Here is a 25,945-nt window from a genome sequence, read left to right on the forward strand (position 1 = left end):
GAGGCGAACCATGAGCACGCTCACCCTCGCCCCGCGACTGCCCGCAGGGCAGGCCGCATCGACGTATGCCGGGCCACGCTCCCGGCTCTCGCGCCGCGGCCTGTCGCCGCGCTCCGCGCTCGCCTTCCCGCAACCGCCGCCGCTGCCGGGCCTGCACCGCCTGCTCGGCAGCCGCCCGCTGCGCCTGCTGGCGGGCTACGCCGCGCACATCCTGCGGCCGCCGCGCCTTGAACTGCGCATCGACGTGCAGCAAGAACCGCAATCCATCGAGACCGAACTCGAGTCCCTGCACCGCCGCCTGCACAGCCCGGACGACGCCCTCTCCCGGTGCACGCGCCTGCCCTCGCCCCTCCCCGGCCTCGTCTTCCACCACCGCGAAGCCGACGGCGAGCACTACGTCTATGTCGAGGACGTGGCCAATGGCCGCCTTGCCGGCTACACGGTGTTCAACCGCCTGATCGAAGTCGATCGCCGCACCGACCGCCACGTGCGCGCCCCGCACTCGAAATACGCCCCCGCCTACCAGGGCCGTGGCATCGCCACCGCGGTCTATGAACTGGCCCTGGCAGGCCGCGGCCCCCTGTGCGGCGCCGATGGTGGCGCCTTCTTCCTGGTCAGCGGCGCGCGCCAGTCGGTCGGCGCCCATGCGCTGTGGCAGGCCCTCGGCCGCCGCCATGGCTTGCGCTACGTCGCCCTGCGCGGGAAGCGCATGCACGACCTCGGCCATGCCCCGCCGCCCGCCCTGCGCGAGCACCTCGACACCCGCATGATCCTGCTCGGCCGCGGCTGGAGCCTCGCGCGCCTGCAGGCGCTGGGGCTGCTGCAGGCCGAAGCCGAGGCCGCCAACGGAAGCTTGCTGCGGCGTGCGTGACGCGCGCGCGGAGAACTGCGCGGCAGAACGAGGCCGGCATGACGCGCCGCCGGCTCCGTGGGAGCGGGCGTGCCCGCGAACATCGCAAGTTCGGCCGCCGCTTTCGCGGGCACGCCCGCTCCCACAGGCCCTTGCACGCTCAGGCGCGGGAACTCGCCATCGCCGTCGCCACACGCTCGCACAGCGCAAGCAGCGCCGCGTGATCGGCCAGCCCGTCGATGAAGCGCGCCGGGATGCCGCTCAGGCCCACCTGCGCCCCCGCCAGCGCGCCAGTCAGCAGCGCGCGCGCCAGGTTCTGCCCGCCGCCATTGACCGCGTGCAACACCGCGGACTCGAAGTCGTCGGCGAAGCGCGCCGCCAGATAGTAGGCGGCGGGGAACTGGTGATAGACCGCGCACGGCATGCCATACACCAGCGACACCTTCCACGCCGGCTCGATGCGCACGTCCGGGTCGCGGGCCGCACGGGCGATCGAGGATTGCGTGAGCAGCGCATCCGGCGACGGGAAACGGCCGGCGGTCGGCGCCTCGGCGGCACCGGGCCTGGGCGCCTGCAGGTTGCCGGTGGTGACGGTGTGGAAGGGCAGCGCGCCGGTCTTGACCCGCGCCATCAGCCGGGCCGAGATCGACGCGTCGAGAGGGCAACCCTCGACCAGCATGCCGAGCACCGCGCCGAAGGCCACCGTCATCGCCACCACGGTGCCGTCGGTCTGGGTGAGCACGGTGTTGCGGGTGACGGCGTCGGCGAGCGCGGCGGGATCGAGCGCGTAGCGCACCGCGATCGCCAGCGTGCGCTCGGCGGCTTCGGTGGTGTCGGCGTTGCCGGCGACCTGACCCCAGGGCAGGCCCTGCTGCACGCGCTTGCGCCAGGCCTCGCGGATCGACTGGCTGGTGTAGCCGCCGGGCCCGTGCATCGGAGTACCGTCGAGTTGCGGGAAGAACGCCTCGTCCATCCGCCGGCAGAAGTCGGCCTCGTCGTAGCCGCCGCGCTCGGCGAGCGAATCCAGCGTGAGCCGCAGCAGGATGCCGGCCTGCGAGGACTCGCCCGCCTTCATCCCGGCGTGGTAGTGGTCGGGCATCGGTGCGGTGTAGTCGGAGATCCACTCGTCATAGCGGGCGCGCAGCTCGTCGAGGTCGTAGTACCAGTGCGGCCCGAGCGCCAGCGCGTCGCCGATGAAGGCCCCCATCAGCGCGCCGGCGGCGCGATCGACGAGGGCGGCAGGATCGGCCTCGTGGTCGACGGCGCTCATGCGCGCTTTCTCCAGATGGTGAGCTCCGACAGCGTGTGCTGGTGCTTGCGCCGCGTCTCGCGGATCACGAAAGGCACCGCCTGCGGCCCCTGCACCAGCTCGAACTCGGCGGCGAGCAGGTCCTTCAGGCCGTCGAGCGTGGTGTACGACTCGCCGTCCTTCTTGAAGCCGCCGATCCATTCCTCGCGCTTGGTGTGCTCTTCCAGCCAGGTGTAGGGCGAGGCGAGCAGCAGCAGGCCGCCGGGGTTGAGCCGGCGCGCGACATCGGCCAGGAAGCGGCGCGGGCTGTACAGGCGGTCGATCAGGTTGGCGGCGAGGATGAGATCGAAGCCGGTGAAGACGTCCTTGAGGTTGCAGGCGTCGCCCTGCCAGAACTCGACGCGGCCGGCGGTCTCGGCCAGGCCGAGCGCGTCGAGCCGGCGCTCGTGGTAGGTCACCAGCTCGCCCTCGTCGGGCATGGTGTAGCGCAGCGCGCCGGTCTCGGCGAGCTTGGCGCCGGCCTGGATGAAGCGCGCCGAGAAATCGATGCCGACCACGCGCTCGAAGGCGCGCGCGAGCTCGAAGCTGGCGCGGCCGGTGGCGCAGCCCAGGTCCAGCGCGCGGCCGAACTTGCCTTTGCCGAAGCGGCGCTGGGCGCCGATCGCGATGTCGGCGAGGGCCTTCGGGAAGTTCGGCACGCCGAAGACCTCGTCGCCGTAGTGGAACTCGGCGTACTGCGACAGCAGCGCGTCGGTCTCGTAGGTCGAGGCCGGATTGAGCGCCGGTGCGTCGCTGACGATGTAGCGGAAGCCCGCGTGCTGGAAGAAGTGGCGACGGAAGGCGTAGCGCGAGGCGTGGCGCGACTCGTTGCCGGCCGAGATCCAGCTTCCACCCTTGATGATGGCGTGGCGGTCGTCGAAGGTCGGCGTGGTGAAGTCGTCGTAGATCGGATGCACGTCGAAGCCGTCGAAGGGATAGGTCGGCGTCTCGCACCACTGCCAGACGTTGCCGACCACGTCGAACAGCTCGCCGTGGGCGAAGCGCGTCACCGGGCAGCTCGAGGCCCAGTGGTCCAGGTGCAGATTGGCCTTGGCCGGTGCGTCGTGCGGCACGTCGGCGAGGCCCACGTGGTCGTAGATGCGGTTCCACTCGTCCTCGGTCGGCAGGCGCACCGGCTGGCCGGTCTCGCGCGCCTTCCAGCGACAAAATGCGCGCGCTTCCAGGCAGTTGACCTCGGCGGGCCAGTCCCAGCGCATCGGCACCTCTTCGGCCATCAGGCGCAGTTTCCAGCCATCGGCATCCGGCACCCAGAAGCTGGGATGCTCGGCGCGCGCGTAACGTTTCCAGCCCAGGCCCTCCTCGTCCCACAGGCCGTCGTCGGCATAGCCGCCGGCCTCGACGAAGCCGAGGTATTCGCGGTTGCTGACCAGGTAACGCGCCGCCTGGAAGCCCGGCACCTCGGCGCGGTGGCTGCCGTATTCGTTGTCCCAGCCGTAGATCGGCTCGTCGAAGCTGCGGCCGAGCTGCACGACGCCGGCGGGGATGTCGACCAGCGCGTTGGCCGGCGGCTCGCCGTGCTCGGCGCAGGGCGGCCAGGCGGGATGCGGCTTGACGTAGTGCAGCGCGTGCTGGCGCATCAGCACCGACGAGGTCTCGAGGTGGATGCGCTCGTGCTCGATGCCCATCACCACCGCCCAGGACGGATCCTTCCAGCCGATCGGCAACGTGAAGGGCGTCTCGCGGATCACGCGGTCGACCACCGCGCGCACCTTGTCGCGGTAGGCGGCGACCTCGGCCACGGTGGGCCAGTCGTAGCGGGTGTCGTCGAGGTCGTCCCAGCTCATCTCGTCGACGCCGACCGCGAACATGGATTCGAGGCGCGGATCGATGCGCTGCTCGATCAGGCCGGCGAGCATGAACTTGTTGATGAAGAAGGTCGCGGTGTGGCCGAAGTAGAAGATCAGCGGGTGGCGCAGGCTGATCGGCTTCCGGTAGTAGGCCTCGTCGCAGGCGAGCACCTCGAACAGCGACTCGTAGCGGTCGAAGGTGGCGTGGAAATATTGCAGCAGCTCGGCGCGCTTGGCCTCGACGTCGGTGCCGGCGAGCAGCGGGGTGCGGGGGAAGCGCGGCGCCGGGGTGCGCGCAGGGGCTTGGGCTGGCGTTGTTGCAGCGGCGTCACGGCGCGGGGTGGCGGCGGTGGGTGCAGTCATGCATGTCTCCTGTGTCGTTGCGCCGGCGATGCGTGGTGGATCGCTGCCATCGCCAGATCGGTACCAAGCGGCGTATGGCGTGATCTTTCCACTTTTTGGCGTCGATAGGTTCGATCGCGACACAGGGCGTCGCCCCACGCCCGGCAGCAAAGCAGGAGCCTGCGGGCGTGGGGGGTGTTCCGGCGCTTCCCGCCGGGCGGCGCTCAGGCGAACACGAAGTACTTCCGCACGGTCTCGACCACTTCCCAGGTGCCCTTCATGCCAGGCTCGACGATGAAGATGTCGCCGGCCTTGAGGTGGATCGGCTCGCCGCCGTCGGGGGTGATGATGCAGTAGCCTTCGCGGAAGTCGCAGTATTCCCATTTCTCATAGGCGACCCGCCATTTGCCCGGCGTGCAGATCCAGGTGCCCATGATCTTCGTGCCGTCTTTCGAGGTGTAGGCGTTCAGGTTGACGGTGTGCGGCTCGCCGGCGATGCGCTCCCATTTGCAGGCATCCAGGATCGGCACGGGCACGGTATCGCGGAGAACGGTGATGGGCTTGCTCATATCTGCTCCAGATAGTCGGATTGGCGTTGCATGGCAACGGGAAACATGGACTCTAGAGCGCCGGCACACGACGCGATTGCCCAAAATGGACATGAAAGCGCCCAAAACCGGCACGCGCCTGTTCCGCCTCCGTCAAGCCATGCCACCCTACAATGCCTGTCGAGCCTCCGGCGCCCCCTGCCCCGCCACCGACCGCCTCCCGAGCACCGACCCAGGACGACCCTGACGCCGCGCCAGGCCCCGCTGCTCTCGCTCGCCGCCGCCCTGAGCACCATCGCGATGAAGACCGGCGCCTGGTGGCTGACCGGCTCGATCGGCCTCGACACCCTGCTGTCGGTCGGAGCGAGCCTGATCAACCTCCTGGTCGCGCGCGTGCTGCTGCAGGTCGGCCGCGCGCACAGCTCGCTCGCACTCGAGGCCGACGCCCGCCTGCTCAGCGCAGCTCCGGCTGATCCCCGGGCCTGCGCTTGACGCCGGTGAACATGGCACCGACCAGGTTCACCCGCTCCACCCGACCCAGGACGACCGCCACCAGGCCGTGCCCGCCGGCGAGCGCGATCAGCGCCGACGCGAGCAGCTCGTGGATCTCCTGCATCCGCTCGTCGCCCCAGAAGGCGTCGGTGGTCTGCAGGAAGCCGGTCACACCGAGCGCCAACACCAGCGCCATCAGCGCGAACATCATCAGCGCCCCGAGCGGGCTGTGGCCGGGATGGAAGGGGTGCTGGCCGCTCCGCAGCGCAGCCAGCTGGGCGCGCAGCCGTGCCGGGGTCGGGAAGAAGTCGTCGAAGCGCGCGTACCGGCTGCCGACGAAGCCCCACACCACGCGGGCAAGGACGAGGCCGGCGGCGATGTAGCCGATCACCTGGTGCGCCGTCTCGCCGTCCTCGACCACGAAGTAGTTGAGGACGACGCAACTCACCAGGCTCCAGTGGAAGACGCGCACGAACGGGTCCCAGACCCGCACGGAAGAATCGGAGTGGGTCGAGCGCATGGCGCAGGCTCCTCAGGCGATGCACTCGGGGGGCGGATGGCGCTTACGCCCGAGCGCCCCCCGGTAGCGGCTTACTTGCGTTCGAGTTCGGCGCCGGTCGCGGGATCGAAGTAGATCTCGACCTTCTTGCCGTCCTTGTCGAAGCCGTAGATCTCGTAGCAGTCGTTCTTCGTGACCTTGAAGGTCTTGATCTTGTAGCCCTGGGCTTCGACCTTGGCCTTGAAGTCGGCCTCCTTCATCCATTTTTCCTTGGGTGCGGTACAGGTAGGGCCGGCGAGGGCCGAAGTCGAAACCAGCGCGGCGGCGGCGAGTGCGAGAATGCGGTTCATGATGGCGCTCCAGTGGGTTTGCAGGACGCGCCCCGGTGCGGAGCGCAACTGCAATCTAATCCGGTCAACATTAAGGTGAGCTGAACAGCCGGGCGGCGGCGATGAACCCTGACGGTCGTGATTCCCAGCGCGGGCTCGGCACGGAACAGGCCGCAGGCCTGCTGGCGCGCGGCTGACCTCGGCCAACGACCTCGCGGTCGACGAGTCGCTGCTGAGCGGCGAATCCCTGCCGGTGGCCAAGGCCGCGAGGGCTGCAGACGGGCCGGCAGGTGGCGAGCCGGCGCCATCGCGCCAGGTGTTCGCCGGCATCATGGTGGTCGCCGGGCGGGCGCTTGCCGAGGTGAGCGCGACCGGCGCACACAGCGAGATCGGACGCATCGGCGCGGTGCTCGACGCGATCGAGGCCGAATCGACACCGCTGCACCGGCAGACGCGCCAGCTCGTGCGCTGGTTCTCGGCGCTCGGCTTGGTGGTAAGCGTGATCGTCGGCGCGCTCTTCGCCTGGAGCCAGGGCGACTGGCTGGGCGCCACGCTGGCCGGCATCACGATGGCGCTGTCGATGCTGCCGCAGGAGTTCCTGCTGATCCTGACCGTGTTCATGGCGATGGGCGCCTGGCGGCTGTCGCAGCATCGGGTGCTCACCCGCCGCGCGGCCTTGCAGGCGCGCAACCGCGCCTTGTGGGGCATGGTGCTGGCGACCGTGGCCCTGCTCGCCACCGTGGTGGGCGTGGCGCCGCTGCGGCGCCTGTTCGGCTTCGCGATCCCGGAGCCGATGTGGGTCGGCGCAGCCCTGGGCGTAGGCGCCGCGACGCTGGCCGTACTGCTTACCCAGCGCGCACTGCGGGCCGCCTTATCGCGCGCACGCGGACGCGGGCGTGTCGGCGCCTGAAGACTGCCGACGGCGGGGTGTCAGGCGGCGCCCTCAGCGCCCGCCCGCGGCAGGATCACCTTCACTTCCAGCCCGCCGAGCGGGCTGTCGCCGAGCGTGATCGCACCGTGGTGCAGCTCGACGATGCGGTCCACGATGGCCAGGCCCAGGCCGGCGCCCGAGCCGTTGCCGGCGCGGAAGAAGCGCTCGAAGACCTTGCTGCGCAGGGCCGGCGGCACGCCCGGGCCGCTGTCCTGCACGCGCAGCGTGAGCGCCTCGGCGCCGGTCTGGAGCAGCACGCGGATCCGCCCCCCGGCAGGGGTGTGCTGCACCGCGTTGCCGACAAGGTTCTGCAGCAGGATGCCGAGACAGGGCGCATCGGCGAGCAGGCGGAAGTCGGCGGACCGGCCCGCGGCCTTGCCGACCCCGCTCATTGCGCCCGTGTCGGCCGTCTCGCCCGCCTCGCCCATCGCGACCGCCGCGCGCTCGTCGCCCTGATCGCTGCCCTCGTCCGCCTCCCCCTCGACCTCGAGCGCCAGCTCCTGCTCGCGCTCGAGCGCCAGCGGGGTCAGTTCGGCCAGCTCCTCGCGCGCGAGCGCGAGCAGGTCGAGCGGCGCCAGGTGCCGGCTGCCAGCATCGGGCTCGAGACGGGCCAGGGTCAGCAGTTGCGCCACCACCCGGGTGGCGCGTTCGATGCCGCCCTCGAGCTGGCGCAGGGCGGCGTCGCGGTCGGACGGGTCGGGCGCCTGCAGCGCGTTCTGGGCATGGATGCGCAGCACCGCGAGCGGCGTGCGCAGCTCGTGCGCGGCATAGGCGAGGAAGCGGCGCTCGCGGTCGAGGAGTGCGGTCAGCTGCAGCAGCAGGCGGTCGAGCGAGGCGACCACCGGCTCCAGCTCCAGCGGCACATCGTCCACCTCGAGCGGCGACAGGCGCTCGGGGTCGCGCTCCTTGAGGCGCTGCACCACGCGCGCGAGCGGACGCAGACCCCAGCCGATCGCCAGCCACACCAGCAGGGCGAGCAGCGGCAAGCCGATGACATCGGGCAGCAGGCTGCGCAGCGTGATGCGGCCGACCAGCTCGCCGCGTACGTCCTGGCGTTCGCCGACCACGATCCACTGGCGGTCGCGCCCGTCGCGCAGCACGAACAGGCGCCAGTCGCCATCGTCCATCGCGACCGTGTGATAGCCGGCGAGATGCGCGCCGAGCCGGCGGGGCGCGGCGGGCGGGGGTGCTGCCCCGGCGGCGCCGGCGGAAGGCGCGTTGGGCGGCGGGTTGGGCGGCGGGTTGGGCGGCGCAGTGTGCGAAGTGATGGCCGGAGCGGCCGACGAAGCGCCCAGCAGGCGCTCGAGCGCGGCGACCGGCGCACTCGCCGAGCGCAGCAGGCTGTCGCCCTGGTCGTCGAACACCACGAAGCCGAGCTTGCTCTCGTACTCATGCCCCTGCAGGCGGGCCTCATCGCCTTCACCCACGCCCGCGCCTTCACCCTCGCCCGCCGCCGCGGTGCCGACCACCGCCTCGTCGAGCGCCTGCTGCAACGCGAGCCGCGCAGCCGGGGCCATCCCGGCCGGGATCATGCCGGCCAACAGGCGCGCCTGCTGGGCGAGTTCGGCGTCGAACAGCTCCTCGATCTCGTGGCGCGCGTCGCGATAGCTGACCAGCGAGATCGCGCTCAGACCTGCGGCGAGCAGGCCGAGCACCAGCGCCAGGGTGCGGCTGCGGATCGAGCGCATCAGGCCTTGTCCACCAGGTAACCGACGCCGCGCACGGTGCGGATCAGCTCGGGGAAGAGCTTCTTGCGCAGGTGGTGGATATGCACCTCGAGGGCGTTGCTCTCGGCCTCCTCGTCCCAGCCGTAGAGCACCTGCTGCAGGCGGTCGCGGGTGAGCACGCGGCCGGGCTGGGCGAGCAGCTCGTGCAGCAGCAGGAACTCCTTGCGCTGCAGCGCCACCGGCTGGCCGCGGTAGCTCACCTGCTGGGCGACCGGATCGAGGCTGACGTCCCGGTAGTGCAGCGCCGGCTGGGCGCGATTCACGCTGCGCCGCAGCAGCGCGCGGATGCGGGCCTTGAGCTCGTCGACGTCGAAGGGCTTGACCAGGTAGTCGTCGGCGCCGGCATCCAGCCCGGCGATGCGGTCGGCGGTGGCATCGCGCGCGGTCAGCACCAGCACCGGGATCGGGTTGGCGGCGGCGCGCAGCCGGCGCAGCACCTCGAGTCCGTCCATGCGCGGCAGGCCGAGGTCGAGAATGGCCAGGCCGAAATCCTCGTGGGTGAGCGCATGCAGCGCGCTGGCGCCGTCGCGCGCCCAGTCGACGGTGTAGTGCTCGGGCTTGAGCGCGACGCGAATGCCTTCGCCCAGCGCCTCGTCGTCCTCGACAAGCAGGATGCGCATCGGGGGTGTTCCTCCTTGGGGGTGTATTTGACGCCTTCCGGGTCCACGGTGCCAGCCTTCCACGAATCGATGCGCGCATGCTCCGCGGGGCGCCGGGCGCGGTTTCTGCGGGCAAGCTCAGCGGCGGCCACCCTCGCCCTGCGCTGCCGCAAAGCGTTTGACCGTGGGCAACTGCTTGCGCAGCGCGCGATCGACCACGCGCGGCAGCAGCCGGTTCAGGCGCACGAAGAGCTTCTCCGGCCAGCCGAGCGCACGCTCGGGCGCCTCGTCGCGCAGGGCCTGCACGATCTGCGCCGCCACCTGTTGCGGCGCGTCCATCGCCACGCCCAGCTCGGCGTTCATCGCCACCACGGCGTCGGCGTTCATCGCGGTGCGGGTGGCGCGCGGCGCCAGGTAGAGCACGCGGATGCCGCTGTCGGTCAGCTCGCGGCGCAGCGCCTCGGCGAAGCCGCGCAGCCCGAACTTGCTCGCGCTGTAGGCGCTGAAGCCGGGAAAGCCGATCGTGCCGAAGGTCGAGCCGACGAACATCAGCAGCGCGCGCCGCGGCTGTCGCAACAGCGGCAGCAGGCGGCGGGTGAGCTGCATCGGCACCAGCAGGTTCAAGGTGACTTGCTGCGCGAGCGCGGCATCGTCCTGCTGCTCGAGCAGGCCGAAGCGATTGACGCCGGCCGCATGGATCACGCAATCGACCCACCCCCAGGCCTGCGCCGCCGCAGCCACCGCGTCGAGCCCGGCAGCATCGGCGAGGTCGGCGGCGACGTGGCGCACGCGCCCCGGAAAGCGCGCCATGAGTCCGGCGGGCACGCCCGGATCCCGCCCCACCGCCAGCACCTCGGCGCCGGCCGCGCACAGCTGCTCGACCAGCGCCTGGCCAATGCCGCCGCTGGCGCCGGTCAGCAATACCTTGCAGTTCGTCAGATCCATCGCGCGCCCTTACCGTGCCAGCGGCAGGCTGCGGAACATGTCGCCGTACAGGCGGTACACCACGCGCGCGGTGTGCACCACCGCCTCGCGGTCTTCCTCAGCGTCGAGCCGGTTCATCAGGCCCTCGAAGAAGCGGATGTGCTCCTGGTCCAGGCTGCCGTGCGAGTTGAGATAGCTGAAGGCCGCCGGTGGCAACCCGAGGCTGCCGCGGATCGCGCTCGCGGCGCGGGTGGCGAGCGCGATGCTGGTGCCTTCGAGCACATTGACCATGCCGAAGAAGCTCACCGGATTGTCGCGGGCGATGCGGTCGTAGACATAGGCCACCATCAGCTCGGTCGGCAGCGCCGGCTGGCCGTGGCGCACCGTCTCGGGATCGACGCCGCAGGCAGCGAGGTCGTTGAGGATCCACTCCTGGTGGCCGAGCTCTTCCTCGATGTACTCGGCGATCGCGCTGCGCAGCCACTCGTGGCGCTCGGGCAGGCGGGCGCCGCAGGCCATCAGCAGCGGCACGGTGTGCTTGACGTGGTGGTAGGCCTCGGTGAGGAAGGCGACATAGGTGTGGCGCGGCAGCGTGCCCGTCACCGCGCGGTGCAGCACCGGGGCGGCGAGCAGGCAGTCGCGTTCGGCGGCGGTAAGGTCCTGCAGGGTCTGGAAGAAGTTCATGTCTCGATCTCGTTCTCAAGCGGAAGGAAGGGGGTGGGGTCGGCCGGGTCGGCCAGATCAGCGACGGCGGCGATGCGCGCCAGGTAGCGCTCGGCGAGCGCCGCGCGACGCAGGCGGCCGTTGGCGGTGAGCAAGCCGTTGGCGGGGGTGAAGGGCGCATCGGCGCGCAGCCAGCGTTGCACCCGGGCGTAGTCGGGGAGCACCGCGTTGGTCGCCGCGATCGCAGCGTCGACCTCGTCATCGCTGCACTCGGCACGGCGCGGAACGATCACCGCGAAATTGGCGGCGAGGGCCTCGCCATGCACCCAGGCCTGGGCGATCGGCGCCTGCTCGGCCAGCTCGGCCTCGACCCACTCCGGATTGACGTTACGCCCGAAGGCGGTGACGAACTGATGCTTCTTGCGCCCGTGCAGCACCAGGAAGCCGTCCTCGAAATGACCGAGGTCGCCGGTGGGCAGCCAGTCGCCCGTCGGCGCCGACTCGCCGAGGTAGCCGAGCATGCGCGCGCCGCGCACCTCGACCTCGCCGTCGGCGGCCAGGCGCACCGCGGCATGCGCGAGCGGACGCCCGACCGTGCCGATGCGACGCGCACCGGGCGTGTTCACGCACACCACCGAGGCGCATTCGGACAGGCCGTAGCCTTCGAAGGCCGGGATGCCGAGCGCCTCGGCGCGCCGCAGCAGGCCGGGCGCCACGCGCGCGCCGCCGACGGCGGCGAAGCGCAGGCTGGCGGGCGGCTCGGCACCCTGCTCCACCGCGGCGACCAGCGCGAGCAGCAGCTGCGGCAGCAGGATCAGGCTGTGCGGCTGGCGTGCGTGCAGCGTCCGCATGAAGCGCGCCACATCGAATCCGCTGGCACCGCTCAGGCCCAGCTCGGACTGCGGCACGACATCGACGCAGGCGCCGGCCAGGAAGGCCGCATACACCCCGCCGACGTTCTCGAGCAGGGTGGCCAGCGGCAGCACGCACAGGTGGCGTTCGACGGCGCAGGCGGTGCTGACCGCGGCCAGGCTGCGCGCCACCGCGAGCTGGGCGGCGGCGTCCAGGCACACGCCCTTGGGTTGGCCGGTGGTGCCCGAGGTATAGGTGATCTTGACGGTGCCGGTGGGCAAGGCCGGTACCGAACGCGGCGTGCGGCGGAAGATGTTCCCGACGCCCGTCTTTGCCGCGGCCCCGTCATCCGTCACGGCCGCGAAGCCCTCGACGCGCGCCGCCACCGCGGGGTCGCCGATCAGCGTGTCGATGCCGGCGCTGTCGAGCACATGGGACTGCTGCTGCGGCGAGAAGAAGCCGGGCACCGGTACGCACACCCGCCCGCTGGCGAGCAGGGCCAGATCCCAGGCCACCCAGTCGGCACCATTGTCGAGCGCCAGCGCCACGCGATGGGCACCCAGGCCATCGAGCACGGCACGCCGGGCCTCGACCTCGGCAAGCGCCTGCAATCCGCTCCATTCGCCCGCCGCAGCGCGCAGCGCAGTCCGCTCGCCATAGGCCGCGAGCGCGGTCCACAGGCCCTCAGCCGCACAGGCCATGCATCGCCTCCTGCGCGCCGAAGCGACGATAGGTGCCGGCGGTCGCCAGCGTGCGGTCCGCGCCCGGCACCTCGGCCACCATCACCTGCGGGCCGGCGTCGTAGTACGTCCCCCACTCCGCGCGCCACTGTTCGCGGTCCACGCCGAGTCGGCGCGGATCGGCCGGCGCCAGGCCATGCAGCACGATGCCGAGGCGGCGAAAGCTGTTGATCAGCGCCGGCGTGCCGGTGAAACCCGCCCAGCGCACGCCCTCGGTCGCGAGCAGGCGCGTCAGCGCGACGATCAGCAGGCGCGACAGGCCCGCGCCGCGGGCGGCCAGATTGCCGACCTCGACCACGTCGGCGCGGTCCACCGTCGTGCCGGCGCGGGTAGCGATGAGGTCCTCGATGGGTTCGTCGAGGTAATGCTCGAGGAACAGCGGCTGGATCGCCGCACTGCGGCAGCCGACCGCACCGTGCAGGCTGCCGTCGTCGGCCTCGAGCCCGAACAGGCAGGGCATGAAGTGGCGGACGCTGGCCTGGTAATGCGCGGCGAAGCGCTCACGGATGAAGTCCTGCACCGCCGCGCGGCGGGCGGCGTCCGCAGGAACGAGGTGAAGGCTGCGCGGCACCTGCGACGAGGCGGCCTCGCGTGAAGAGGGGTGGTCGAGCCACGGCAGGTCCATGCTTGTGCGATCCCGGTGATTGAGTCCGGGATCGATGCTGCAGGCGCAGGCTTAACTCGACCTTAAGCAAGCAACGGAGGCGACGCGATGCCGTGCCTCCGGGACAGCGCGGCGCCGGGCGTCGCCTCGAGGCGAGCGCCCGGCCTGGTGCGCGAACTCAGTTCTTGATCGCTTCGAGCGAGACGGTGATCGTCACTTCGTCGCCGACGTTGGGCGCGTACTTGCCGGCGTTGAACTCGCTGCGCTTGATCACGGTGCTGGCGTTGGCGCCGATGGTGTCCTTCTTCAGCATCGGGTGCGGCATGGTGACGAAGTGGCTCACCTTCAGCGTCACCGGCTTGGTCACGCCCTTGATGGTGAGCTCGCCGTCGATGGTCGCCGGCTTGTCGCCGTCGAAGGTGACCTTGGTCGACTTGAAGGTGGCGGTCGGGTATTTGGCGGTGTCGAGGAAGTCCTCGCCCTGGATGTGGCCATTGAAGGTTTCGTAGCCGGTGTTCACCGAAGTCATGTCGATGGTGATGTCGACCGCGCCGGTCTTCGCTTCCTTGTCCAGGGTGACGGTGCCGGTGGTCTTCTCGAACTTCGAGATCTGCGTCGTCAGGCCGAAGTGGCTGTACGAGAAGTTCGGGAAGGTGTGGGTGCCGTCGATGGCGTAGGTCTCGGGCGCGGCGAACGCCGAGGTGGCGGCGGCAGAGACGATCAGGGCGGCGGTGAGCTTGGCGATACGGTTCATGGGTGTGTCCTTTTGGGGTTGGGTTTAAGGGACTGAGGGGAGCTGCGTCTGACTGGATCGCCGCGACTCACTTGGCCGCAGCGGTGATGCTGAACTTGATGACCACGTCGTTGGCGACGATGTCGAAGGCCTTCCACGCGCCCTCGCCGACCGAGAAGTCGCCGCGCTGGATGGTGAGGCTGCCTTCGAATACGCCCGCCTTGCCCTGATCGGCGAAGGTGGCGGGGACGACGACATCCTTGGTCGTGCCCTTGATCGTCAGCTTGCCGGCGACCTCGTACTTGTTGCCGCCGAGGGCCTTGACCGCGGTGGACTCGAAACGCGCGGTCGGGAAGCTCGCGAAGTCGAACCAGGTCTTGCGCGCGGCCTCCTCGTCCCCCTCCTCGCTGCCGGTATCGATGCTGGCAAGCTCGATCTCGATCCTGGCCTTTGCCGCCTCCGGCGCGGCGGGGTCGAAGTGCAGCTCGCTGGCGAACTTCTTGAACGAGCCGTCCATGGACACGCCCATCTGCTGGTAGCCGAAGGCGATCCGGCTCTTGTCGGCCTGGACCTGGTTGTATTCGACGGCGTGGGCGGTGGTGGCGATGGCGAAGGTGGAGAACAGGGCGAGGGCGATGCGTTTCATGGTGTCGGTTCCTTTGGATTCGGCGAAGGGTTCGGACGGCGAGGGTCGGTCGGGGACGGGCTCAGGCGCCGCGGCGCGGCAGCATCCGGGTCAGCACGTCGTCCTTGTCGATGAGGTGGTGCTTCAGCGCCGCGCCGACGTGGGCCAGCAGCACCGCGATCAGCGCGAAGTTCAGGCTCACATGCACCGTCTGCAGCAGGTCGCCGAGCGCCTTGTCCTTGGCGAGCAGGTCGGGAAGCGGCAGCACGCCGAACCACACGGTCTGGAAGCCCTTGGCCGAGCTCATCAGCCAGCCGGAGAGCGGAATCGCCAACATCAGCGCGTACAGCAGATGATGACCGGCGTGGGCGGCGAAGCGCTCCAGCGCCGACATGTGCGCGGGCAGCGCCGGCGGCTGGTGGGTGACGCGCCAGGCCAGGCGCAGCACCACGAGCATGAACACGGTGACGCCCGCCCACTTGTGCCAGGAGTAGAGCTGCAGCTTGGTGGGCGAGAGATCGAGCCCGGTCATGTAGAAGCCGAGCCCGAGCATGCCGAAGATCAGGACGGCGATGCCCCAGTGCAGGGCCTTGGCGGTGGTGGAGTAATGCGTGCTCATGGTCGGGTGTCCTCATGCCAGGGGCACGGGCGTCGTCCGTGCGTCAGCGATGACTCCACTTTAGGCGGCCCCGCAGCGATGAAAAAGGCGACTGACGGCAAATGATCATTGCTGCAGGCGCAACAATCGCCCGCCCTGGAGTGGGATAGTCGCCATTTCCGCACCCGCCCGTGCCAGCCGCCCGAACGGGTGCCGGACAGCCTGTCCCGGCCCGCCTAACGTCCGTGCAGATCCTCGACGCCGCTGCCTGCGGCCGGCTGCGCGAGCAGCAGCTGGAGGAGCTGGGCGCGCTGAGGCGCGTCGAGGATGGCGCGTTCGGCGATCAGCTGCTCGATGATCAGGGCCTGCTGCTGCTGTTGCAGCGCGGCGATCGCCGCGCGCTCGGACTCGATGCGCGCGGTGTCGATCGGCTCCGCGAACAGCGCCTCGACCAGCGCGCTGCGGTGACGCTCGAGCTGCGCGCTGGCGGCGTCGAACTGCTGCAGGAAGGGACGCTCGGCCGCCTCCCAGCGCGCGCGCTGGGCCTCGTCCAGCCCGAGGATGCGATGCAGGGGCGGCTTGGGCGCGGGCGCCGGGGGTCGCAGACGATCGAGGGCGATCGTGCCGACCACGCCCAGGTTCAAGGCCAGCGACAGCAGCAGGGCGAGGCGAAGGGCGGTGGGCTTCATCGTGTGCTCCCGTTCGCGCCGCACGCATTGGCGCGCGGGCAGAGGTTTCCGGGGGGGACGGCGTCGAACAGGCTCATGGCGACGAGGGTCGCGCTGGGCGACGGCGGCGATACCGCCTCCTCGGCCGCCAGCAGCATGCCGCCCAGCCACACCCCCAGACCGATCGCGGCGGTCGTGCCGGCGAGCGGGACGAGCTGGTTCCGCCAGCTCGCCATGGCGGCGATCAGGGCCGCCAGGCGTGCGGACCATGGGGTGCGCGACGGCGCCGGGGGCGGCGCCACCCGCTCGGCCTGCAGGCGCGCGATCACGCCCGGAGCGAGGTCGACCCCCGGTGAGGCGCTCGGCAGCGCGCGGAAGGCATCGTGCACCGCCCGCAGTTCGGCGAGCTGCGCCGCACATAGCGGGCAGCTCGCGCTGTGGGCCAGCAGCGGCTCGCGTTCGCCGGCCGGCAAGGCCTCGTCGACCAGGGCCGACAGGGTGTCGGCGGAGGGGCAGCGTCTATTCATGCTTGGCTCCGGCATCGGGGCGGAAATGTTCGAGGAGCGCCGCGCGGGCGCGCGCGAGCCGCGACTTCACCGTGCCCTCGGGGACACCCAGCACGGCGGCGAGCTCGCCGTAGGACAGGTCTTCGATCTCGCGCAACAGCAGGATCTCGCGGTGCTCGGCTGCGATCCGCTGCAGGGCGTGCTCGAGCCGGGCCTGGCGCTGACGGCCGGCGTAGTGCGCCTCCGGACCCGGCGCGGCATCGGCCACGTCCATGCCATCCTCCAGCGGCGCGAAGCGGACGAGCTGCCGGCGGCGCAACTGGTCGAGGGCGGCGTTGCGCGCGATCTGCAGCAGCCAGGTGGAGAAGCTGGCCTCGGGGCGCCACGCCGGCAACGCCTGCCAGGCCTTCAGGAACACGTCCTGCGTCAGCTCCATGGCTTCGTCGCGGGCGTCGAGCATGCGCAGGATGAAGCCGAACACGCGGTCCTGGTGACGGCGCACCAGCACGGCGAACGCGGCCGTGTCGCCCGCGCGGGCGCGCGCGACATCGGCCGCATCCTGCGCCGCGCGCGCCTCGTTCATGCGCGCCCCGCGGCTGCCGTCACAGCGGTTTCATGCTGCATGCGTCGGCTCGGTGCCCCCTCAGTGCCCAGTCTCCAGCTTCTTCCAGCCGGGGTGGTCGAAATGGGCGGCGTAGTCGTCGAGCGCACGCGCCAGGTGGACGACGCCCTGCTCGCGCTGATCGGCGCCGGCACGGCCGCTGACCGCATCGACCCCTTCGCCGATCCCGCCGATGATCGCGTGCAGCACCTCGTCCGCCTGGGGCTCGAGCTTGCAGTTCTCCACGATGTAGCCGACCTGCTGTTCCACCGCCTCGCCGAGGGCCTGGTACTGCGCGGCGCTGAAGCGGCCGGCATGGACTTCCGGAAGGGCGTGCGCGACGGCATCGCGGATCTCCGTCATGCCCTTGCGCAGGGCGGCATCGGTCTGCCACCTGGCGCCGTCGTCGAGCTTGAGGACGGCTGCATGGGTGTCGTGGCTGTGGCTGTCGGCGGCCGTGGCCGGCGCGACCGCGAACGCGGCGCCGAGGATGGCGAAGGCGCCGGCCGCGAGCAGGCGGGTTGCAGAGTGGAGCTTCATGTCGATGGTCCTTTCATGGTTGTGCGAAAACGGGCGGCATCGCCGTCCTGCACACTGAAACGAAGCAGGACGGCAAAGGTTCCATCGGCAGCGCAGTCGTCCCCAATTGCCCCCCACCGTCCCGCCTCCACGCTCAGGCGAAGAAGGCCGCCACCTCCTCCGGCCTCACCTCGCCCACCGACCCATGCCGCCAGCGCGGCGCCCGGTCCTTGTCCACCAGCAGCGCGCGGATGCCCTCCATCGTGTCGCCGTGCGCGAAGCAGTGCGCCATCATCGTCCGCTCCATGCGGAAGCAGTCCTCCAGGCCGAGCCGGCGGCCGCGCTGCAACTGCTCGAAGGTCACGAGCAGCATCAGCGGCGAGCGCTTCTGCAGCAGGCCGAGGGTGCGCTCCACCCACGCGCGCACGGCCGGATCGGTCTCGGCGGCGAGCGAGGCCAGGATCTGCGCCACGCCGGGCTGGCCGAAGTGGCGCTCGATCGCCGCCTGCACCGGCGGGGTGAGCAGGCTGGGGAGGGTGGTGTGCGTGGGCGCGATCGGCCACACATTGGCGTCGACGGCGGCGATCACCGCCGCCAGATCGGCGAGGAAGGCGCTCGGCAGCAGGTGGTCGGCCAGGCCGCTCAGCACCGCATCGGCACCGCTCAGGGTGTCGCCGACCACGCCGATCCAAGCGCCCAGCGCCGGCGGCAGGCGGGACAGGAAGTAGCTGCCGCCCACGTCGGGAAAGAGGCCGATCGCCGTCTCCGGCATCGCCATGCGGGTGCGCTCGGTGACCAGGCGATGGGTGCAGCCCTGCGCCAGCCCCATGCCGCCGCCCATCACCACGCCGTCCATCAGCGCGATGGTGGGCTTGGGATAGCGGTGGATCAGGCAGTCGAGGGCGTACTCCTCGTCGAAGAAGCGCCCGAGCTCGGGCGAGCCTTGGCGCTGCAGCTGGTACAGCGAACGCACGTCGCCGCCGGCGCAGAACGCGCGCTCGCCGCTGCCGCGCAGCAGCACCATGCGGATGGCGGGGTCGTCCGCCCACGCGCCGAGCTGGCGGGTGAGCGCGCGCACGGTGGCGAGGTCGAGCGCATTGAGCACCGCCGGGCGGTCGAGGGTGAGCACGCCCACGCCGTCGAGGACGTGGGCCAGGACCGTGGGAGGGGTTTCGATGTCGGAGAGCAGCACTACGTGGTTCCTTTCAGGTTTTCCGGGTCGATGTCGACCGAAACCCGGTTCGCGCACAGGTTCCGGAAAAATAAAAAAATATAAAGCTATCCTTATTGTCGAACTTCACTCATACTGCACCGCAGCGATATTCAAGTCGTGTAGTTCATTTGTTGGCATATCCGATTTTTCGGTCGTATTCCCCCAAGTCGTACCTCGCCGTCTTGATGCTCGCCCCATTCAGGGGGCTTTCCCCATTTTCAGGAGATTCAAGACATGGCAACAGGTACCGTCAAGTGGTTCAACGACTCCAAGGGCTTCGGCTTCATCACCCCGGAAGCCGGTGGTGACGATCTTTTCGCCCACTTTTCCGCCATCCAGGGCCAGGGCTTCAAGACCCTCGCGGAAGGCCAGCGCGTCAGCTTCGACGTGACCACCGGCCCCAAGGGCCTGCAGGCGTCCAACATCCGCGCCGCCTGAGTCGTTCTGAGACCTCGCGCCCCCGGCGCAGGTCGTCTCGAGGCCCGACGCTCGTCGGGCCTTTTGCTTTTTTGACCCTGGCGGAACCGCGCTGCATTCGAGCACCGCGCCGATGATTTCCGCCACGCCTTCACCGCAGCAGCATCAGGAAGACGGAGCCCACCACCGCGGCCCGCCCGTGCGCCTCCGAGCGCACCCCGCCGCCCGATCGTCCCCATCGACCAAGGAGAGCGCAATGCCCCATCAGATCCAACGCACCGAACTCAAGACCTTCTATTACACGCCCGTCCACTGCCCGTTCTGCGGCGTGCGCGTGATGGGAGCCGACCCCAGCGACGAGACCCGCATCACGGCCTGCCCGCACACGCTGTTCATCGCCCATGACACGGCGTTCGAATATCGCTCGGCGCGCCTCGACCGCAATCTCGCCCTCGACGGGATGTCTGAACAGGATGTCGAGACGAAGTGGCGTGCGGATACGCGGGGCATCGACGGATTCACCGACACGGTGACGCTGCCCGACGCGATCAAGGTCGCCGCCTACGCGCCCGCGCCTTCGGCGTATGGCTCGTACTACGGGTTTGCGCCGATCGAATAAGGCGCTGCGGATGGATTTCGGGTACCGGCGAGACGGACGTCACGTCCCGGTACCTCGTTGACGACAACGCCCGGCAAGCCGGGCGTTGTGCATGATGGGGTCGGCGCCGCATCTCTTGCCGCGCAAATGGCAAGCGCGCCGGACTCACTCCACCGTGACCGACTTCGCCAGATTCCGCGGCTTGTCCACGTCCGTCCCCTTCACCAGCGCCGCGTGATACGACAGCAGTTGCAGCGGGATCACGTGCAGTACCGGCGACAGCATGCCGTAGTGCTCGGGCATGTGCAGGATGTGCACGCCTTCCGACTCCGGGATCTCGCTGCCGGCGTCGGCGAAGACGTACAGCTCGCCACCGCGGGCGCGGACTTCCTGGAGGTTGGACTTGAGCTTTTCCAGCAGCTCGTCGGCGGGCGACACGGCGATCACCGGCATGTCCTTGTCCACCAGCGCCAGCGGGCCGTGCTTGAGCTCGCCGGCGGCGTAGGCCTCGGCGTGGATGTAGGAGATCTCCTTGAGCTTGAGCGCGCCTTCCATGGCGATCGGCCAGTGGCTGCCGCGGCCGAGGAAGAGCGCATGCTCCTTGCCGGCGAAGCGCTGCGCCCACTTCTCGATCTCGGGCTCGAGCTCCAGCACCTTCTGCACCGCGACCGGGAGGTGGCGCAGCGCGCCGAGGTGGCGCTCCTCGTCGGCGGCGGAGAGGCGGCCGTTGAGCTTGGCGAGCGCGAGCGTGAGCAGCGCGAAGGCGGCGAGCTGGGTGGTGAAGGCCTTGGTGGAGGCGACGCCGATCTCGGGGCCGGCGCGGGTGATGAAGCGCAGCGCGGTCTCGCGCACGATGGCCGATTCCGGCACGTTGCAGATCGCCAGCGTGCGTTCCATGCCGAGCGCCTTGGCGTGCTTGAGCGCGGCCAGGGTGTCGGCGGTCTCGCCCGACTGCGAGATCACCACGACCAGGGTGTCGGGATCGGGCACCGACTCGCGGTAGCGGTACTCGCTGGCGATCTCGACCGTGACCGGCAGCCTGGCGATGGCCTCGATCCAGTAACGCGCGACCAGGCCGGCATGGTAGCTGGTGCCGCAGGCGAGCACGAGCACGCGGCGCGCGCCGTCGAAGACCTCGGCCGCACGGGCGCCGAAGTGCTGCGGGCTCACCCCGCCGCCGCCGGCGATCAGCTCCAGGGTCTGCGCCAGGGCCTGCGGCTGCTCGAAGATTTCCTTCTGCATGTAGTGGCGGAACTTGCCGAGTTCCACCGCGTCGGCCGACAGGCTGGAGATGTGCACCGGGCGCTCGACCGGCGTGCCGTCGGGGCGGATCACGATGAAGCTCTCGCGGCGCAGCTCGGCGAGGTCGCCGTCTTCCAGATAGACGATCTTGCGCGTGACCTGCAGCAGCGCGGCGGTGTCGGAGGCGGCGTACATGCCGTCCTCGCCGATGCCGAGCAGCAGCGGCGAGCCGCGGCGGGCGACGATGACGCGGAAGGGATCGGCCTCGGCCACCACGCCGATGGCGTAGGCGCCGACCAGCTCGTTGGTGGCCTGGCGCACCGCCTCGAAGAGGTCGGGCGTGCCCTTCAGCTTGTCGTGCACGAGGTGGGCGATGGCCTCGGTGTCGGTCTCGGACTCGAACACGTAGCCCTTGGCCTGCAGCGCGGTCCTGATCGCCTCGAAGTTCTCGATGATGCCGTTATGCACGACTGCCAGGCCGCCGGAGATGTGCGGGTGCGCGTTGCGCTCGGAGGGCACGCCGTGGGTGGCCCAGCGCGTGTGCGCGATGCCGACGTGGGCGGAGAGCTGGCGGGCATCGGCCAGCGCGGCGAGTTCGGCCACGCGGCCGCAGGAGCGCAGGCGGGTGAGTTCGCCGGCGAGCACGGCGAGGCCGGCCGAGTCGTAGCCGCGGTATTCGAGCTTGCGCAGGCCTTCGAGCAGCACGGGGACGACGTTCTGGGTTGCGATTGCGGTGACGATGCCACACATGGCGGGGCTTCCTTGTTCGGTTGTCTGGTTGCCGGACTCAGCGCGGCTGCTTGACCGGGCGCTTCCAGTTCAGGCTGGTCTGCTTGACGCGGGTGACGGTGAGCTGCTCGGGCGGCGCGTCCTTGGTCAGCGTGGTGCCGGCGCCGAGCGTGGCGCCGCGGCCGACGCGCACCGGGGCGACGAGCTGGGTGTCGGAGCCGATGAAGACCTCGTCCTCGATGATGGTGCGGTGCTTGTTGGCGCCGTCGTAGTTGCAGGTGATGGTGCCGGCGCCGATGTTGACCTTGCTGCCGACGTCGGCGTCGCCCACGTAGGCCAGGTGGTTGGCCTTGGAGTGGTCGGCGATGACGCTGTTCTTGACCTCGACGAAGTTGCCCAGATGCACGTCGGCGCCGAGCACGGTGCCGGGACGGGTGCGCGCGTAGGGGCCGATCACGCAGGCCTGGCCCATGGTCGTGCTGTCGATGTGGCTGAAGGGCTCGATGCGGGTGCCGGCGCCGATGCGGGCGTTGCGGATCACGCAGTTGGCGCCGACGCGCACGCCGTCGCCGAGTTCGACCTCGCCCTCGAACACGCAATTGACGTCGATCTCGACGTCGCGCCCGACGCTGAGGCTGCCGCGCACGTCGATGCGCGCGGGGTCGATGAGGGTGGCGCCCTCTTCCATCAGGCGGCGGGCGATATTGCCCTGGTGGATGCGCTCGAGCTCGGCGAGCTGCAGCTTGTTGTTGACGCCCAGGGTCTCGGCGAAGGCATCCGGGTGCACGGTGGTGACCTCGATGCCGTCGGCGACCGCCAGACAGATGATGTCGGTGAGGTAGTACTCGCCCTGGGCGTTGTCGTTGCCGATGCGGCCCAGCCAGTCGCGGAGGCGCGCCACCGAGGCGACCAGGATGCCGGTATTCACTTCCCGCACCTTTCGTTCCTCGGCGCTAGCGTCCTTCTCCTCGACGATGCGCACGACCTTGCCCGCGGCGTCGCGCAGGATGCGGCCGTAACCGGTCGGGTTGTCCATGTCGACGGTCAGCAGCGCCAGGCGCTCGCCGCCGGCCGCGGCGACCAGGCGACGCAGCGTCGGCACGCCGATCAGCGGCACGTCGCCGTACAGCACCAGCGCCATGTCGCCGTCGGTGAGGTGCGGCAGCGCCTGCTGCACCGCGTGGCCGGTGCCGAGCTGCGGCTCCTGCCGCGCCCAGGCCAGGTCGGCCGCGTCGAGGCGCTCGCGCACCACCTCGCCGCCATGGCCATACACCACGCAGATCCGACGGGCATCGAGCGTGCGTGCGGCGTCGAGCACATGCGCGAGCATCGGCTTGCCGGCGATGGGTTGCAGGACCTTGGGCAGGACCGAGCGCATGCGCTTGCCCTGGCCGGCAGCGAGAACGACGACTTCCATGGAGTGATTCCGGTGGTTGGTTGGCAGGGGAACGTGGCCGCAGCGGCACGGCCGTCCGGCGGGTGAAATCTGGCGCGGAGTTTACCACCGACGCTGCGCTGCGAAATGTGAGCAGATACGTGGCGGGCGGGTGTCAATGGCTCACAGGGTCGGCAAGTGCGGCTTTGATTGACGCATTGCACAATTCGATTGCCTTTCTTCGTATCCTGTTCATGTACTGGGTCTAAAATCCGCATGTTGCAATGCTTCCAATAACGAGCAATCCGATGAAACCCGTTGCCGCACCCCAGACCATCCAGAACCGCACGTTCGACGAGATCCAGGTAGGGGATTTCGCCCAGCTGATCCGCACCCTGCGCCCGGAAGACATCCACCTCTTCGCCGCGATGTCGGGCGACGTCAACCCGACCCACGTCGACCTCGAATACGCGCGCTCCAGCCAGTTCCGCGAAGTCGTCGGCCACAGCATGTGGGGCAGCACGCTGATCTCGACCGTGCTCGGCACCGAGTTCCCCGGTCCGGGCACGGTGTATGTGTCGCAGGGGCTGAACTTCTGGCGCCCGATCACGATCGGCGACACGCTGACGATCACCGTCACCTGCAAGGAAAAGTTCGAGCACAACCACCACATCATCTTCGACTGCCTGGCGGTGAACCAGGATGGCCTGAAGGTGATCGACGGCATCGCCGAGGTGATGGCGCCGACCGAGAAGATCTCGCGCCCGCGCGTGGTACTGCCCGAAGTCACCGTCTCCGACCGCGAGCTGCGCTACCGCCACCTGCTGTCGGTGTCGGCCGGCCTGTCGCCGATCCCGATCGCGGTGGCCCACCCCTGCGACCGCGAATCCCTGCTCGGTCCCATCCAGGCGGCCAGGGCCGGCCTGGTGGATCCGATCCTTGTCGGCCCCGAGTCACGCATCCGCGCCGTCGCCGAGGAGCAGGAGATCGACATCAAGGGTTTCCGCATCGTCGACACCGAGCACAGCCACGCCTCGGCCGAGGTCGCGGTGGCGATGTGCCGCGACGGTGGCGCCGAAGCGCTGATGAAGGGCTCGCTGCACACCGACGAGATGATGAGCCAGGTGATCAAGCACCTGCGCACCGGCCGCCGCATCAGCCACGTCTTCCTGGCCGACGTGCCGACCTACCCGCACCCGCTGATGATCACCGACGCGGCGATCATGATCGAGCCGACGCTGGAAGATAAGGTCGACATCATCCAGAACGCGATCGAGCTCGCCCACATCCTCGGCCTCGCCGAGCCCAAGGTGGCGATCCTGTCGGCGGTCGAGACCGTGACCTCGAAGATCCGCTCCACCATCGACGCCGCCGCGCTGTGCAAGATGGCCGACCGCGGCCAGATCAAGGGCGGCCTGCTCGACGGCCCGCTCGCCTTCGACAACGCGGTGTCGCTGGTCGCCGCCCGGACCAAGGGCATCAAGTCGGTGGTCGCCGGCAACGCCGACATCCTTGTGGTGCCCGACCTCGAGTCCGGCAACATGGTCGCCAAGCAGCTCGAATACCTCGCCAACGCCCTGATGGCCGGCGTGGTGCTGGGCGCACGCGTGCCGATCGTGCTCACCAGCCGCGCCGACACCGCGGAGACGCGCACCGCCTCGTGCGCGGTGGTGCAGCTGATGGCGCACAGGAAGCGCGAGGCGATGAAGGCATGAAGGCCGTCCTCGTCCTCAACGCCGGCTCGTCGAGCCTGAAGTTCGCGCTCTATCCGATCAACGGTGATGTCGCCGCGGCGCCGGCGGTGTCCGGCCAGGTCGAAGGCATCGGCGCCACGCCCGAGATCACGCTCAAGACCGCCGACGGTGCGCGCATCCACGAAGCGGTGCCCACCGGCGGCAGCCAGGGCGAACAGCATCGCGACGCGCTCAACCACGTGTTCGCGCTGCTCAATCGTCACAACCCGGCGCTCGACATCGTCGCCGCCGGCCACCGCATCGTGCACGGCGGCGAGCACTACAGCGCGCCCACGCGCCTGGACGAAGCCGTGTTGCGCACGCTCGACACCTTCGTGCCGCTCGCCCCGCTGCACCAGCCGCACAACCTGCGCGCGGTGCGCGCGGTGGCGACCCTGATGCCGGACGTGCCGCAGGTCGGCTGCTTCGACACCGCCTTCCACCGCACCCAGCCCGCGGTCGCGCAGGCCTTCGCGCTGCCGCGCCGGCTGTCGGCCGAGGGCATCAAGCGCTACGGCTTCCACGGTCTGTCCTACGACTACGTCGCCCGCCAGCTGCCGGAGGTGATCGGCGAGCGTGCAAAGGGCGCGGTGGTGATCGCGCACCTGGGCAACGGCGCCTCGATGTGTGCGCTGCGAGACGGTCGCAGTGTCGCGTCGACGATGGGTTTCACCGCGGTCGAGGGCCTGATGATGGGCACCCGCACCGGCAGCCTGGACCCCGGCGTGATGCTCTACCTGATGGAGCAGAAGGGCATGGACGCCAAGGCGCTGACCAACCTGCTGTACAAGGAGTCGGGCCTGCTCGGCGTGTCGGGCATCAGCCAGGACATGCGCACCCTGCTCGCCTCGCCCGCAGCGGAAGCCAGGGAAGCGGTCGAGCTGTTCTGCTACCGCATCGCCCGCGAGCTCGGCTCGCTGGCCGCGGCCGCGGGCGGGCTGGACGCGCTGGTGTTCACCGGCGGCATCGGCGAGCACGCCGCGGCCGTGCGCGAGAAGGTCGCCGCGCTGTCGGCGTGGATGGGCATCGCGATCGACCCCGCCGCCAATGCCGATCACGCCCGCCGCATCGACACCCCCGCCAGCCGCGTCGCGGTCGCCGTGGTGCCGACCAACGAGGAGCGGATGATCGCGCGCTACACGGCGGAAACGCTGGGGCTGTAAGAAAAGCTCGCGGCTTCCGCCGCTCCCAC

28 protein-coding genes are annotated in these 25,945 nt (G+C 70.1%); 7 read left to right on the forward strand and 21 right to left on the reverse strand.

What is annotated here, in order from left to right; translation table 11 throughout:
- The first annotated feature begins 10 nt into the window (after positions 1-10).
- Positions 11-871, forward strand: a complete 861-nt coding sequence (locus CKCBHOJB_RS15305; protein WP_281049521.1) for a hypothetical protein — start codon at positions 11-13, stop codon at positions 869-871.
- A gap of 139 nt (positions 872-1,010) precedes the next feature.
- Here the strand turns inward: CKCBHOJB_RS15305 and CKCBHOJB_RS15310 are convergent, their stop codons facing one another.
- The 3 genes from CKCBHOJB_RS15310 to CKCBHOJB_RS15320 all read right to left on the reverse strand — a co-directional run bounded on the left by CKCBHOJB_RS15310 (position 1,011) and on the right by CKCBHOJB_RS15320 (position 4,857).
- A complete protein-coding gene (locus CKCBHOJB_RS15310) occupies positions 1,011-2,120 on the reverse strand; it encodes an ADP-ribosylglycohydrolase family protein (protein ID WP_281049522.1) in 1,110 nt (369 codons plus the stop codon).
- Positions 2,117-4,309, reverse strand: coding sequence for a 5-histidylcysteine sulfoxide synthase (gene ovoA, locus CKCBHOJB_RS15315; RefSeq protein WP_281049523.1), 2,193 nt, complete (start codon positions 4,307-4,309; stop codon positions 2,117-2,119). Before ovoA ends, CKCBHOJB_RS15310 begins: the two co-directional genes overlap by 4 nt.
- A 203-nt stretch (positions 4,310-4,512) precedes the next feature.
- A complete protein-coding gene (locus CKCBHOJB_RS15320) occupies positions 4,513-4,857 on the reverse strand; it encodes a cupin domain-containing protein (protein ID WP_281049524.1) in 345 nt (114 codons plus the stop codon).
- Positions 4,858-5,136: 279 nt separating this feature from the next.
- On the opposite strand from CKCBHOJB_RS15320, the gene CKCBHOJB_RS15325 reads away from it, so the two are divergent.
- On the forward strand, positions 5,137-5,328 hold the full coding sequence (locus CKCBHOJB_RS15325; RefSeq protein ID WP_281049525.1) for a hypothetical protein: 192 nt from the start codon (positions 5,137-5,139) through the stop codon (positions 5,326-5,328).
- On the opposite strand, the gene CKCBHOJB_RS15330 is transcribed toward CKCBHOJB_RS15325, so the two are convergent.
- Entirely contained in the window at positions 5,291-5,848 is a 558-nt protein-coding gene (locus CKCBHOJB_RS15330) for a cytochrome b/b6 domain-containing protein (RefSeq protein WP_281049526.1), read from the reverse strand. The genes CKCBHOJB_RS15325 and CKCBHOJB_RS15330 overlap by 38 nt on opposite strands.
- A gap of 71 nt (positions 5,849-5,919) precedes the next feature.
- Complete coding sequence (locus CKCBHOJB_RS15335) at positions 5,920-6,177, reverse strand: PepSY domain-containing protein (RefSeq protein ID WP_281049527.1); 258 nt, start codon at positions 6,175-6,177, stop codon at positions 5,920-5,922.
- Positions 6,178-6,388: 211 nt separating this feature from the next.
- On the opposite strand from CKCBHOJB_RS15335, the gene CKCBHOJB_RS15340 reads away from it, so the two are divergent.
- The gene (locus CKCBHOJB_RS15340; RefSeq protein WP_281051708.1) at positions 6,389-7,066 is read left to right on the forward strand and encodes a hypothetical protein; all 678 of its coding nucleotides are present in this window, start codon (positions 6,389-6,391) and stop codon (positions 7,064-7,066) included.
- A gap of 20 nt (positions 7,067-7,086) precedes the next feature.
- On the opposite strand, the gene CKCBHOJB_RS15345 is transcribed toward CKCBHOJB_RS15340, so the two are convergent.
- The 14 genes from CKCBHOJB_RS15345 to CKCBHOJB_RS15410 form a co-directional block, all read right to left on the reverse strand.
- Positions 7,087-8,775 carry an ATP-binding protein gene (locus CKCBHOJB_RS15345; RefSeq protein WP_281049528.1) on the reverse strand — a complete coding sequence of 563 codons (1,689 nt, stop codon included), beginning with the start codon at positions 8,773-8,775 and terminating at the stop codon, positions 7,087-7,089.
- Positions 8,775-9,434 (reverse strand): response regulator, encoded by a 660-nt coding sequence (locus CKCBHOJB_RS15350; protein WP_281049529.1) that lies wholly within the window; start codon positions 9,432-9,434, stop codon positions 8,775-8,777. The genes CKCBHOJB_RS15345 and CKCBHOJB_RS15350 overlap by 1 nt, the downstream gene beginning before the upstream one ends.
- 117 nt (positions 9,435-9,551) lie before the next feature.
- A complete protein-coding gene (locus CKCBHOJB_RS15355) occupies positions 9,552-10,358 on the reverse strand; it encodes an SDR family oxidoreductase (RefSeq protein WP_281049530.1) in 807 nt (268 codons plus the stop codon).
- 9 nt (positions 10,359-10,367) lie between these two features.
- Positions 10,368-11,021, reverse strand: coding sequence for an iron-containing redox enzyme family protein (locus CKCBHOJB_RS15360; RefSeq protein ID WP_281049531.1), 654 nt, complete (start codon positions 11,019-11,021; stop codon positions 10,368-10,370).
- Positions 11,018-12,553 (reverse strand): AMP-binding protein, encoded by a 1,536-nt coding sequence (locus CKCBHOJB_RS15365; RefSeq protein ID WP_281049532.1) that lies wholly within the window; start codon positions 12,551-12,553, stop codon positions 11,018-11,020. The genes CKCBHOJB_RS15360 and CKCBHOJB_RS15365 overlap by 4 nt, the downstream gene beginning before the upstream one ends.
- Positions 12,537-13,217: a thermostable hemolysin gene (locus CKCBHOJB_RS15370; protein ID WP_281049533.1), complete on the reverse strand. Its 681-nt coding sequence runs from the start codon at positions 13,215-13,217 to the stop codon at positions 12,537-12,539. The genes CKCBHOJB_RS15365 and CKCBHOJB_RS15370 overlap by 17 nt, the downstream gene beginning before the upstream one ends.
- 157 nt (positions 13,218-13,374) lie before the next feature.
- Positions 13,375-13,950, reverse strand: a complete 576-nt coding sequence (locus tag CKCBHOJB_RS15375) for a YceI family protein (RefSeq protein WP_281049534.1) — start codon at positions 13,948-13,950, stop codon at positions 13,375-13,377.
- Between the two features lie 67 nt (positions 13,951-14,017).
- Positions 14,018-14,575 (reverse strand): YceI family protein, encoded by a 558-nt coding sequence (locus CKCBHOJB_RS15380; protein ID WP_281049535.1) that lies wholly within the window; start codon positions 14,573-14,575, stop codon positions 14,018-14,020.
- Between the two features lie 61 nt (positions 14,576-14,636).
- Positions 14,637-15,173: a cytochrome b gene (locus CKCBHOJB_RS15385; RefSeq protein WP_281049536.1), complete on the reverse strand. Its 537-nt coding sequence runs from the start codon at positions 15,171-15,173 to the stop codon at positions 14,637-14,639.
- 215 nt (positions 15,174-15,388) lie between these two features.
- Positions 15,389-15,841 (reverse strand): periplasmic heavy metal sensor, encoded by a 453-nt coding sequence (locus CKCBHOJB_RS15390; protein WP_281049537.1) that lies wholly within the window; start codon positions 15,839-15,841, stop codon positions 15,389-15,391.
- On the reverse strand, positions 15,838-16,347 hold the full coding sequence (locus CKCBHOJB_RS15395) for an anti-sigma factor (protein ID WP_281049539.1): 510 nt from the start codon (positions 16,345-16,347) through the stop codon (positions 15,838-15,840). The genes CKCBHOJB_RS15390 and CKCBHOJB_RS15395 overlap by 4 nt, the downstream gene beginning before the upstream one ends.
- Positions 16,340-16,909 carry a sigma-70 family RNA polymerase sigma factor gene (locus tag CKCBHOJB_RS15400; RefSeq protein ID WP_281049541.1) on the reverse strand — a complete coding sequence of 190 codons (570 nt, stop codon included), beginning with the start codon at positions 16,907-16,909 and terminating at the stop codon, positions 16,340-16,342. The genes CKCBHOJB_RS15395 and CKCBHOJB_RS15400 overlap by 8 nt, the downstream gene beginning before the upstream one ends.
- Before the next feature lie 60 nt (positions 16,910-16,969).
- Positions 16,970-17,467 carry a hypothetical protein gene (locus tag CKCBHOJB_RS15405; RefSeq protein ID WP_281049542.1) on the reverse strand — a complete coding sequence of 166 codons (498 nt, stop codon included), beginning with the start codon at positions 17,465-17,467 and terminating at the stop codon, positions 16,970-16,972.
- A gap of 133 nt (positions 17,468-17,600) precedes the next feature.
- Positions 17,601-18,638, reverse strand: a complete 1,038-nt coding sequence (locus CKCBHOJB_RS15410; RefSeq protein ID WP_281049543.1) for an enoyl-CoA hydratase/isomerase family protein — start codon at positions 18,636-18,638, stop codon at positions 17,601-17,603.
- Positions 18,639-18,893: 255 nt separating this feature from the next.
- Here CKCBHOJB_RS15410 and CKCBHOJB_RS15415 point away from each other — a divergent pair, with 255 nt between their 5' ends.
- Complete coding sequence (locus CKCBHOJB_RS15415) at positions 18,894-19,097, forward strand: cold-shock protein (RefSeq protein ID WP_281049544.1); 204 nt, start codon at positions 18,894-18,896, stop codon at positions 19,095-19,097.
- Positions 19,098-19,332: 235 nt separating this feature from the next.
- Positions 19,333-19,695, forward strand: coding sequence for a hypothetical protein (locus tag CKCBHOJB_RS15420; protein WP_281049545.1), 363 nt, complete (start codon positions 19,333-19,335; stop codon positions 19,693-19,695).
- A gap of 144 nt (positions 19,696-19,839) precedes the next feature.
- On the opposite strand, the gene glmS is transcribed toward CKCBHOJB_RS15420, so the two are convergent.
- Together glmS and glmU are read right to left on the reverse strand one after the other, a co-directional pair.
- Positions 19,840-21,666 carry a glutamine--fructose-6-phosphate transaminase (isomerizing) gene (gene glmS, locus CKCBHOJB_RS15425; protein WP_281049546.1) on the reverse strand — a complete coding sequence of 609 codons (1,827 nt, stop codon included), beginning with the start codon at positions 21,664-21,666 and terminating at the stop codon, positions 19,840-19,842.
- A gap of 37 nt (positions 21,667-21,703) precedes the next feature.
- Positions 21,704-23,062, reverse strand: a complete 1,359-nt coding sequence (gene glmU, locus CKCBHOJB_RS15430) for a bifunctional UDP-N-acetylglucosamine diphosphorylase/glucosamine-1-phosphate N-acetyltransferase GlmU (RefSeq protein WP_281049547.1) — start codon at positions 23,060-23,062, stop codon at positions 21,704-21,706.
- A 266-nt stretch (positions 23,063-23,328) separates the two neighbouring features.
- Between glmU and CKCBHOJB_RS15435 the strand changes: the two genes are divergently transcribed.
- Entirely contained in the window at positions 23,329-24,735 is a 1,407-nt protein-coding gene (locus CKCBHOJB_RS15435; RefSeq protein WP_281049548.1) for a bifunctional enoyl-CoA hydratase/phosphate acetyltransferase, read from the forward strand.
- Positions 24,732-25,916, forward strand: coding sequence for an acetate/propionate family kinase (locus tag CKCBHOJB_RS15440; RefSeq protein WP_281049549.1), 1,185 nt, complete (start codon positions 24,732-24,734; stop codon positions 25,914-25,916). The genes CKCBHOJB_RS15435 and CKCBHOJB_RS15440 overlap by 4 nt, the downstream gene beginning before the upstream one ends.
- The last annotated feature ends 29 nt before the right edge of the window (positions 25,917-25,945 follow it).

Origin of the sequence: Thauera sp. GDN1 (assembly GCF_029223545.1) — a bacterium.
In the GTDB taxonomy this organism is placed as follows: domain Bacteria; phylum Pseudomonadota; class Gammaproteobacteria; order Burkholderiales; family Rhodocyclaceae; genus Thauera.

What these genes read in the sequence shown, in the direction of transcription:
- CKCBHOJB_RS15415 (WP_281049544.1), top strand. Translation starts at nt 18,894, where the DNA reads ATGGCAACAGGTACCGTCAAGTGGTTCAACGACTCCAAGGGCTTCGGC.
- CKCBHOJB_RS15335 (WP_281049527.1), bottom strand. Translation starts at nt 6,177, where the DNA reads ATGAACCGCATTCTCGCACTCGCCGCCGCCGCGCTGGTTTCGACTTCG.
- CKCBHOJB_RS15405 (WP_281049542.1), bottom strand. Translation starts at nt 17,467, where the DNA reads ATGAAGCTCCACTCTGCAACCCGCCTGCTCGCGGCCGGCGCCTTCGCC.
- glmU (WP_281049547.1), bottom strand. Translation starts at nt 23,062, where the DNA reads ATGGAAGTCGTCGTTCTCGCTGCCGGCCAGGGCAAGCGCATGCGCTCG.
- CKCBHOJB_RS15310 (WP_281049522.1), bottom strand. Translation starts at nt 2,120, where the DNA reads ATGAGCGCCGTCGACCACGAGGCCGATCCTGCCGCCCTCGTCGATCGC.
- CKCBHOJB_RS15420 (WP_281049545.1), top strand. Translation starts at nt 19,333, where the DNA reads ATGCCCCATCAGATCCAACGCACCGAACTCAAGACCTTCTATTACACG.
- CKCBHOJB_RS15360 (WP_281049531.1), bottom strand. Translation starts at nt 11,021, where the DNA reads ATGAACTTCTTCCAGACCCTGCAGGACCTTACCGCCGCCGAACGCGAC.
- ovoA (WP_281049523.1), bottom strand. Translation starts at nt 4,309, where the DNA reads ATGACTGCACCCACCGCCGCCACCCCGCGCCGTGACGCCGCTGCAACA.
- CKCBHOJB_RS15370 (WP_281049533.1), bottom strand. Translation starts at nt 13,217, where the DNA reads ATGGACCTGCCGTGGCTCGACCACCCCTCTTCACGCGAGGCCGCCTCG.
- CKCBHOJB_RS15380 (WP_281049535.1), bottom strand. Translation starts at nt 14,575, where the DNA reads ATGAAACGCATCGCCCTCGCCCTGTTCTCCACCTTCGCCATCGCCACC.
- CKCBHOJB_RS15350 (WP_281049529.1), bottom strand. Translation starts at nt 9,434, where the DNA reads ATGCGCATCCTGCTTGTCGAGGACGACGAGGCGCTGGGCGAAGGCATT.
- glmS (WP_281049546.1), bottom strand. Translation starts at nt 21,666, where the DNA reads ATGTGTGGCATCGTCACCGCAATCGCAACCCAGAACGTCGTCCCCGTG.
- CKCBHOJB_RS15325 (WP_281049525.1), top strand. Translation starts at nt 5,137, where the DNA reads ATGAAGACCGGCGCCTGGTGGCTGACCGGCTCGATCGGCCTCGACACC.
- CKCBHOJB_RS15305 (WP_281049521.1), top strand. Translation starts at nt 11, where the DNA reads ATGAGCACGCTCACCCTCGCCCCGCGACTGCCCGCAGGGCAGGCCGCA.
- CKCBHOJB_RS15330 (WP_281049526.1), bottom strand. Translation starts at nt 5,848, where the DNA reads ATGCGCTCGACCCACTCCGATTCTTCCGTGCGGGTCTGGGACCCGTTC.
- CKCBHOJB_RS15390 (WP_281049537.1), bottom strand. Translation starts at nt 15,841, where the DNA reads ATGAAGCCCACCGCCCTTCGCCTCGCCCTGCTGCTGTCGCTGGCCTTG.
- CKCBHOJB_RS15440 (WP_281049549.1), top strand. Translation starts at nt 24,732, where the DNA reads ATGAAGGCCGTCCTCGTCCTCAACGCCGGCTCGTCGAGCCTGAAGTTC.
- CKCBHOJB_RS15395 (WP_281049539.1), bottom strand. Translation starts at nt 16,347, where the DNA reads ATGAATAGACGCTGCCCCTCCGCCGACACCCTGTCGGCCCTGGTCGAC.
- CKCBHOJB_RS15375 (WP_281049534.1), bottom strand. Translation starts at nt 13,950, where the DNA reads ATGAACCGTATCGCCAAGCTCACCGCCGCCCTGATCGTCTCTGCCGCC.
- CKCBHOJB_RS15435 (WP_281049548.1), top strand. Translation starts at nt 23,329, where the DNA reads ATGAAACCCGTTGCCGCACCCCAGACCATCCAGAACCGCACGTTCGAC.
- CKCBHOJB_RS15345 (WP_281049528.1), bottom strand. Translation starts at nt 8,775, where the DNA reads ATGCGCTCGATCCGCAGCCGCACCCTGGCGCTGGTGCTCGGCCTGCTC.
- CKCBHOJB_RS15385 (WP_281049536.1), bottom strand. Translation starts at nt 15,173, where the DNA reads ATGAGCACGCATTACTCCACCACCGCCAAGGCCCTGCACTGGGGCATC.
- CKCBHOJB_RS15400 (WP_281049541.1), bottom strand. Translation starts at nt 16,909, where the DNA reads ATGAACGAGGCGCGCGCGGCGCAGGATGCGGCCGATGTCGCGCGCGCC.
- CKCBHOJB_RS15365 (WP_281049532.1), bottom strand. Translation starts at nt 12,553, where the DNA reads ATGGCCTGTGCGGCTGAGGGCCTGTGGACCGCGCTCGCGGCCTATGGC.
- CKCBHOJB_RS15355 (WP_281049530.1), bottom strand. Translation starts at nt 10,358, where the DNA reads ATGGATCTGACGAACTGCAAGGTATTGCTGACCGGCGCCAGCGGCGGC.
- CKCBHOJB_RS15320 (WP_281049524.1), bottom strand. Translation starts at nt 4,857, where the DNA reads ATGAGCAAGCCCATCACCGTTCTCCGCGATACCGTGCCCGTGCCGATC.